The sequence below is a fragment of the Streptacidiphilus neutrinimicus genome, from assembly GCF_000787815.1.
Lineage (GTDB): Bacteria > Actinomycetota > Actinomycetes > Streptomycetales > Streptomycetaceae > Streptacidiphilus > Streptacidiphilus neutrinimicus.
This window is the reverse complement of the sequence record NZ_BBPO01000002.1, coordinates 192,052-198,027: the sequence shown is the minus strand read 5'-3', so window position 1 is coordinate 198,027 and position 5,976 is coordinate 192,052. Positions and strand designations below refer to the sequence as shown.

Sequence of the window (5,976 nt, the reverse complement as noted above, 5' to 3'; positions counted from 1 at the left end):
GCGCTACGGTCACCACCGGACTCGCGGATGACGGGCGCCGACTCGCCGGTGATCGCCGACTCGTCCACCGACGCGACACCCTCGACGACGTCGCCGTCGCCGGGGATGACCTGCCCGGCCTCCACGACCACGTAGTCGCCGAGACGGAGCTGGGTCGCGGAGACCTCCTCCTCGCGCACCCCCGTCATGCCCTGCGCCCAGTCGCCGACGACGCGGCGCGCCATGGTGTCGGTGCGGGTCTTGCGCAGCGTGTCGGCCTGGGCCTTGCCGCGGCCCTCGGCCACGGCCTCGGCCAGGTTGGCGAAGACGACCGTCAGCCACAGCCAGACGGTGATCACCCAGGCGAAGACGGACGGCTTCTCGATCGCGGAGATCGTGGTCAGCAGCGAGCCGACCTCGACCACGAACATGACCGGGTTCTTGAACATCACCCGCGGGTCGAGCTTCTTGACCGCGTCGGGGAAGGACTTGAGCAGTTGCTTCGGGTCGAGCAGGCCACCGCCGATGCGACGCTCGCTCGGGAGCTCGGACTGCGGCACTTCCGGCGTCTGTGCCGGGGAGCTCAGGGTGGGCGTGGACATCAGTGGAGACCTTCCGCGAGCGGCCCGAGAGCCAGGGCCGGGAAGTAGGTGAGCCCGACGACGATCAGGATCACGCCGGAGAGCATTCCGACGAAGAGCGGGCTGTGGGTCTTGAGGGTGCCGGAGGACTCCGGCGTGTGCTGCTGCTTGGCCAGCGAACCGGCGAGCGCCAGCACGAACACCATCGGCAGGAACCGGCCGAAGGCCATCGCGAGGCCGAGAGCCTCCTGCCAGTGGTTGCTGGTCACCGTGATGCCCGCGAACGCCGAACCGTTGTTGTTCGCGGCGGAGGTGAAGGCGTAGAGCACCTCGGAGAAGCCGTGCGGGCCGGTGTTGGCCATGCCGCCGCCGTGACCGGCGCTGAGCGACATCGCCAGACCCGTGCCGCACAGCACGATCGCCGGGGTGGTCAGGATGTAGAGGGAGGCGAACTTCATCTCCCGCGCACCGAGCTTCTTGCCCAGGTACTCCGGCGTACGGCCGACCATCAGGCCGGCGACGAAGACGGTGACGATGGCCAGGACCAGGATGCCGTAGAGGCCGGATCCGGTGCCGCCGGGCGCGATCTCACCGAACATCATGTTCAGGATCTCGGTGCCGCCGCCGAGCGGGGTGTACGAGTCGTGCATCGAGTTGACCGCGCCGGTGGACGTCAGCGTCGTGGAGGCGGCGAACAGGGAGCTGCCCGGGATGCCGAAGCGGACCTCCTTGCCCTCCATAGCGGCGCCGGCGATCCTCGCGGCGACGCCGGAGTGCTGGTGCTCGAAGAACGTGATCAGCGCGGCCGAGGCGGCCCAGTACAGGCCCATGACCGAGACGATCGCGTAGCCCTGCTTCTGCGACTTCACCAGGGTGCCGAAGGTGCGGCAGAGCGCGAACGAGATCACCAGCAGGAGGTAGATCTCCAGCAGGTTGGTGAAGGCGTTGGGGTTCTCGAACGGGTGGGCGGAGTTGGCGTTGTAGAAGCCGCCGCCGTTGGTGCCCAGCTCCTTGATGGCCTCCTGCGAGGCCACCGGCCCGCCCGGGATCGACTGCTGGGCGCCCGAGAGGGTGTTCACGATGTGCGCGGCGTGCAGGTTCTCGACCACGCCGCCGGCCACCAGCACCAGCGCGAAGAAGATCGAGATCGGCAGCAGCACGCGCAGCGTGATGCGGGTCAGGTCGACCCAGAAGTTGCCCAGGGTGTCGGACTTGTGGCGGATGAAGCCCCGGATCAGCGCGGTGACCACCGCGATGCCGACGGCCGCGGACAGGAAGTTCTGCACCGCCAGGCCGCCCATCTGCACCAGATGGCCCATGGTCGACTCACCCGAGTACGACTGCCAGTTGGTGTTGGTGACGAACGAGACCGCGGTGTTCCACGCCATCGCCGGGGAGACGGCCGGGAAACCGAGCGAGAGCCACAGGTGCTCCTGCAGTCTCTGGAGGGCGTAGAGGAGGAGGACGGATATGAAGGAAAAGGCCAGAACCGAACGAAGGTATGCGGGCCAGGTCTGCTCGGCGTCGCCGTCGACGCCGATCAGCTTGTAGACGCCGCGCTCGACACGCCAGTGCTTGCGGGTGCTGAGCACGTGGGCCATGTAGTCGCCCAGCGGGCGGTAGGACAGGGCCAGCATCAGGACCAGGGCGAGGGCCTGCAGGAAGCCGGCGAGGGTTGCGTTCACTAGAACTTCTCCGGACGGATCAGAGCCGCGACGAGGTAGGCGACCAGGGCGACGGACACGATCAGTCCGACGATGTTGTCGGCGCTCACAGCCGCTCCACCCCCTTGACGATCAGGGCGAGGACCGCGAAAACGACGATCGTCACCCCAACAAAGAACAGGTCCTGCATGGGAACTGCACCCCAACTCGAAGATGAGTCTTGATCCCCCGGACGAATCCGGTGGCGCCGCCCCGTGGCGGCCTACGAAAGGAAAGCGCACGTGAAGGGGGTGCAAGCGCGTCCTTGACGGCCTCCTTGCGGGCCGATCGGGAACCTTTGCGCCGTCTTAGCGCCGCCCCGCACAGGAGCGGCGAGCGGGATGTGCGGGGCTCGCCGAGGCCGGAACCGGTGCGGAATCAGGGCGGCGTCAAGGTGGGCGCTGCTGCGTCGGGCCGCCGGAGAGGCGCGGCGGCGGCATGCCGTCCTGGTCCCCGTGCTGGCGTGGTCGCCGAGCGCCCACGCCGAGCCGGACGCCCTGGTGACCGACACGTTCGCCCCCGAGGAGCCGGTACGCCTGCAGCCCCTGGTGGTCCGCGCCGAGAACCTGCGCGCGGCCGTGGCGGCGGTCGGCGTCCGGCCGGGGGACGTGATCTTCACGGAGCCGTCGGAACGGTCCACCCTGTGGGACCGCGTCGGCCTGCACCGCCATGGCCCGCACCGCCACGGCCCGCACCGCCACCGCGCGGCAGTCGCCGGCTAAGACGGCGTCAAGAGCGCCGCCGCCCGCGTCAGGGCTCCGTCAGGGGTGCTTCTGTGCTGGTCGTGGCGTCGGGAGAGTGTGCGTTCGGCTCACCGGTGCGGTGAGCGGACGGGGTGGGGGCCGCGCGTGCTGCGGCTCGCGGAAGGGCTGTGCACGGCTGTGGCCAGGGTCGATACGAGAACACGCGTGCGCGGCGTGACGCTGCCGCGCACCGTCCCCGCGCGCCTGCGCTGGTACACGCTCGGCTGCGTGGCGCTCGCCGTGCTGGTCGGCGCGGTCACGGTGTCGGCGGCCTCGGGGGCGCGGGCCTCCTGGGACGCGATCGGAGGCCGCCAGGCGCCGCAGGTCGTCGACGCCACCGGCCTCTACCAGGCGCTGACCGACCTGGACGGGCAGAGCGCGAACATCATGCTGTTCGGCGCCGACCCGTCCTTCGCCACCGCACGCTCCACCGCGCTCCACGCGTTCGACACCGACCGGACCACCGCCGACCACGACCTGCAGCAGTCCACGCTCGACGCCGCCGGCAACGCCGACACCCAGCGGGCGCTCGGGGCGGTGCTGGACGAGCTCGGCCGTTACCAGGACCTGGCGGGCCGCGCACTCGCGCTCAACGACAGCGCCCACCGCCCGGCCGGCCACCCGCTGCCGGCCGCCCTCACCCTCTACCGCCAGGCCACCGACCTGATGCGGACCGAGCTGCTGCCCGCGTCCGACCGGCTCGTGAACGCCAACAACACCGCCTACCAGTCGACCTACACGGCCGAGCGCTCCGCGCTCGCGACCGCACTGGTGTGGTCGATCGCCCTGCTGGTCGTGCTGGTGGCCGCGCTGCTCGCGGTCCAGGCGTGGCTGACGCTGCGGTTCCGGCGCATGGTCAACCCCGCGCTCGCGGCCGCGACGCTCCTCGCGCTCGCCCTGCTCGGGCTCACCGCCTCACTCCTCCCCGCCCAGCGCGAGTGCCAGCGCGTGGCCCGCCACGACGCCTTCGACTCCGTCGTCGCTCTCACCCGCGCCCGCGCGCTCGTCGCCGACGCCAACGCGGACGAGAGCCGCTACCTTCTCGACGCCGACCGCGCGACCACGTACCAGGACTCCTTCCTCGCCACCTCGCAGGCGGTGCTCACCCTGCCGGGAGCGACGATCGCCGGCTACGACGCCCAACTGGCGTCCGCCGTCACCGCCTACCGGGCGAACCACGACGACGTGCGCTTCCGGGGCTTCTACGGCGCCGAGTTCCGCAACATCACCTTCGCGGGCGAGCGCGCGGCGGCGGAGCGGACCCTCCACGCCTACCAGGCCTACCAGGCGGACGACCGCAGGATCCGCGCCTACGTCGCCCGGAACCAGCTGGCGCAGGCCATCGCGTACGACACCAGCTACGCCGCGGGCGGCTCCAACGCCGACTTCGGCGCGCACGACGCCGCCCTGCAGCGGGTGATCGGCGTCAACGCGGCCGCCTTCCACACCGCCGTCCAGGACGGCTCCTCACAACTGGACGCCGACACCCCGCTGTTGGGGGGCGGCGCGGCCGCGGTCGTGCTGCTCTGCCTGCTCGGTGTCCGCCCCCGCCTCGCCGAGTTCCGGCGCTGAACCCCCCGCCCGAACGGAGACCCCCATGGGCCTGCTCGAACTTGCGTCGCTTCCGGCGCTGATCGCCGTCCTCCTGCTGGGCGTCGGCGCGATCCTGGCGCTCACGCCTGCCCGGGCCCTGAGCACCCTCGGCGACGCCTTCGGCTTCGACGGCGCGGCCGCCACCCGCACCGCCGCCCGCCGCCTCCCGGCTCGCGCCCTCGGCCTGGCCATCGCGGGCTACGGCCTGTTCCTCACCGCCCACACGATCGGCCTCTTCCGCGCCTTCCACCTGTGAGCCTCAGCGGGGCCGGTCCGCGGCGATGGCCCGGCTCGTCCCCGACTTCGCCGAGCGCTTCCCGCTCAGCGCGGGCCTCGGCGCGGATGACTCCGACGACTCCGCTGACGGCAAGGCGGCCAGATGCGCCGATCCGCAGGCCGGGTACCGGGAGCGCGCGGCCTGTGCACAGCAACTGCGCGCGGTCGATCTGCTGCGGGCGGGCGCGACGGCCTGCTGCGGGCGCAGGGGCGCCCTCAGCCGACGAGCAGCCTGACGGCGAGGCCGATGATCACCGCGCTGGATACCAGCGAGGTCCACAGCCGACCCTGAGGGCCCGTCAGCGCCCGTCCCAGCAGCGCGCCGCCGCCGGCCAGGAACAGCTGCCAGCTCGCGGACGCCGTGAAGGCGGCGAGGACGAAGAGGGCCTTCGCGGCGCGGTCGGAGACGCCCCCGCCCTCTCCGGCGAGCACCAGCGCGGCGAAGTAGACCACGGTCATCGGGTTCAGCAGGGTGATTCCGAGGAAGGCGAGGTAGGCCCGCAGCGGGCCGGTCGGCGTCTCAGCCACCCGCCGGGCGAGATCCCGCTCGCGGTAACGGCGCACAGCGCTCTGCGCGCCACGGACGGCGAGCACGAGCAGCACCACGACCGCGCCCCCGCGCAGCAGACCCGCGACGGGCCTGATCGCCGGCGCGAGCGCCGCGCCGCCGAGCGTCGCCACGCACGCGTACACCCCGTCCGCGGTCGCCACACCGAGCGCGGCCCCCGCCCCGACGCGCCACGACGTCCGCGCCGTCAGCGCCACGAGCAGCGCCCCCACGGCCCCGACGGGCATCGCGATCCCGTAACCGGCCACCAGACCGGCAAGCACCGCGCTCACGCGCGCGTCTGCATCGGCCCCCGCCCCGCCCCACCCTGCTGCTGCCCCGCAACCGCCCCGGCGGAGACGGACAGCGAGGGCAGCGCAAGCCAGGTGGAGGTCATGCCGCGATGGTGCAGCGCCGGAGCCCGACGGAGCAACGCATTTTCCCCGGGGACAGGTCCGCGCCCCCGCGAACACCCACCCGCGCTCGGTCGGCACGGGGCCGGGGAGACTTCCGGCGGGGACCAGGGGCTGGCGCCCCGGCCGGGATGACCACCC

8 protein-coding genes are annotated in these 5,976 nt (G+C 72.2%); 4 read left to right on the top strand and 4 right to left on the bottom strand.

Going from position 1 to position 5,976, the window contains the following annotated elements:
- The 3 genes from TR48_RS02385 to kdpF all read right to left on the bottom strand — a co-directional run.
- A partial coding sequence (locus TR48_RS02385; protein ID WP_042364095.1) for a P-type ATPase actuator domain-containing protein occupies positions 1–581 on the bottom strand: 581 nt, incomplete at its 3' end.
- Positions 581–2,245 carry a potassium-transporting ATPase subunit KdpA gene (gene kdpA, locus TR48_RS02380; protein WP_052442342.1) on the bottom strand — a complete coding sequence of 555 codons (1,665 nt, stop codon included), beginning with the start codon at positions 2,243–2,245 and terminating at the stop codon, positions 581–583. The genes kdpA and TR48_RS02385, both read right to left, overlap by 1 nt.
- A complete protein-coding gene (kdpF, locus tag TR48_RS41545; RefSeq protein WP_042364094.1) occupies positions 2,245–2,334 on the bottom strand; it encodes a K(+)-transporting ATPase subunit F in 90 nt (29 codons plus the stop codon). The genes kdpA and kdpF overlap by 1 nt, the downstream gene beginning before the upstream one ends.
- Before the next feature lie 384 nt (positions 2,335–2,718).
- On the opposite strand from kdpF, the gene TR48_RS02370 reads away from it, so the two are divergent.
- From TR48_RS02370 to TR48_RS02355, 4 genes are all read left to right on the top strand, one after another.
- Positions 2,719–2,985, top strand: a complete 267-nt coding sequence (locus TR48_RS02370; protein ID WP_042364093.1) for a hypothetical protein — start codon at positions 2,719–2,721, stop codon at positions 2,983–2,985.
- Between the two features lie 186 nt (positions 2,986–3,171).
- Entirely contained in the window at positions 3,172–4,578 is a 1,407-nt protein-coding gene (locus TR48_RS02365; protein WP_052442341.1) for a GlnX family signal transduction membrane protein, read from the top strand.
- A 25-nt stretch (positions 4,579–4,603) separates the two neighbouring features.
- The gene (locus tag TR48_RS02360) at positions 4,604–4,855 is read left to right on the top strand and encodes a hypothetical protein (RefSeq protein ID WP_042364092.1); all 252 of its coding nucleotides are present in this window, start codon (positions 4,604–4,606) and stop codon (positions 4,853–4,855) included.
- A gap of 25 nt (positions 4,856–4,880) precedes the next feature.
- Positions 4,881–5,111, top strand: coding sequence for a hypothetical protein (locus tag TR48_RS02355; RefSeq protein WP_042364091.1), 231 nt, complete (start codon positions 4,881–4,883; stop codon positions 5,109–5,111).
- Here the strand turns inward: TR48_RS02355 and TR48_RS02350 are convergent.
- Positions 5,092–5,670, bottom strand: coding sequence for a LysE family transporter (locus TR48_RS02350; protein ID WP_042364229.1), 579 nt, complete (start codon positions 5,668–5,670; stop codon positions 5,092–5,094). The genes TR48_RS02355 and TR48_RS02350 overlap by 20 nt on opposite strands.
- Positions 5,671–5,976: the final 306 nt, after the last annotated feature.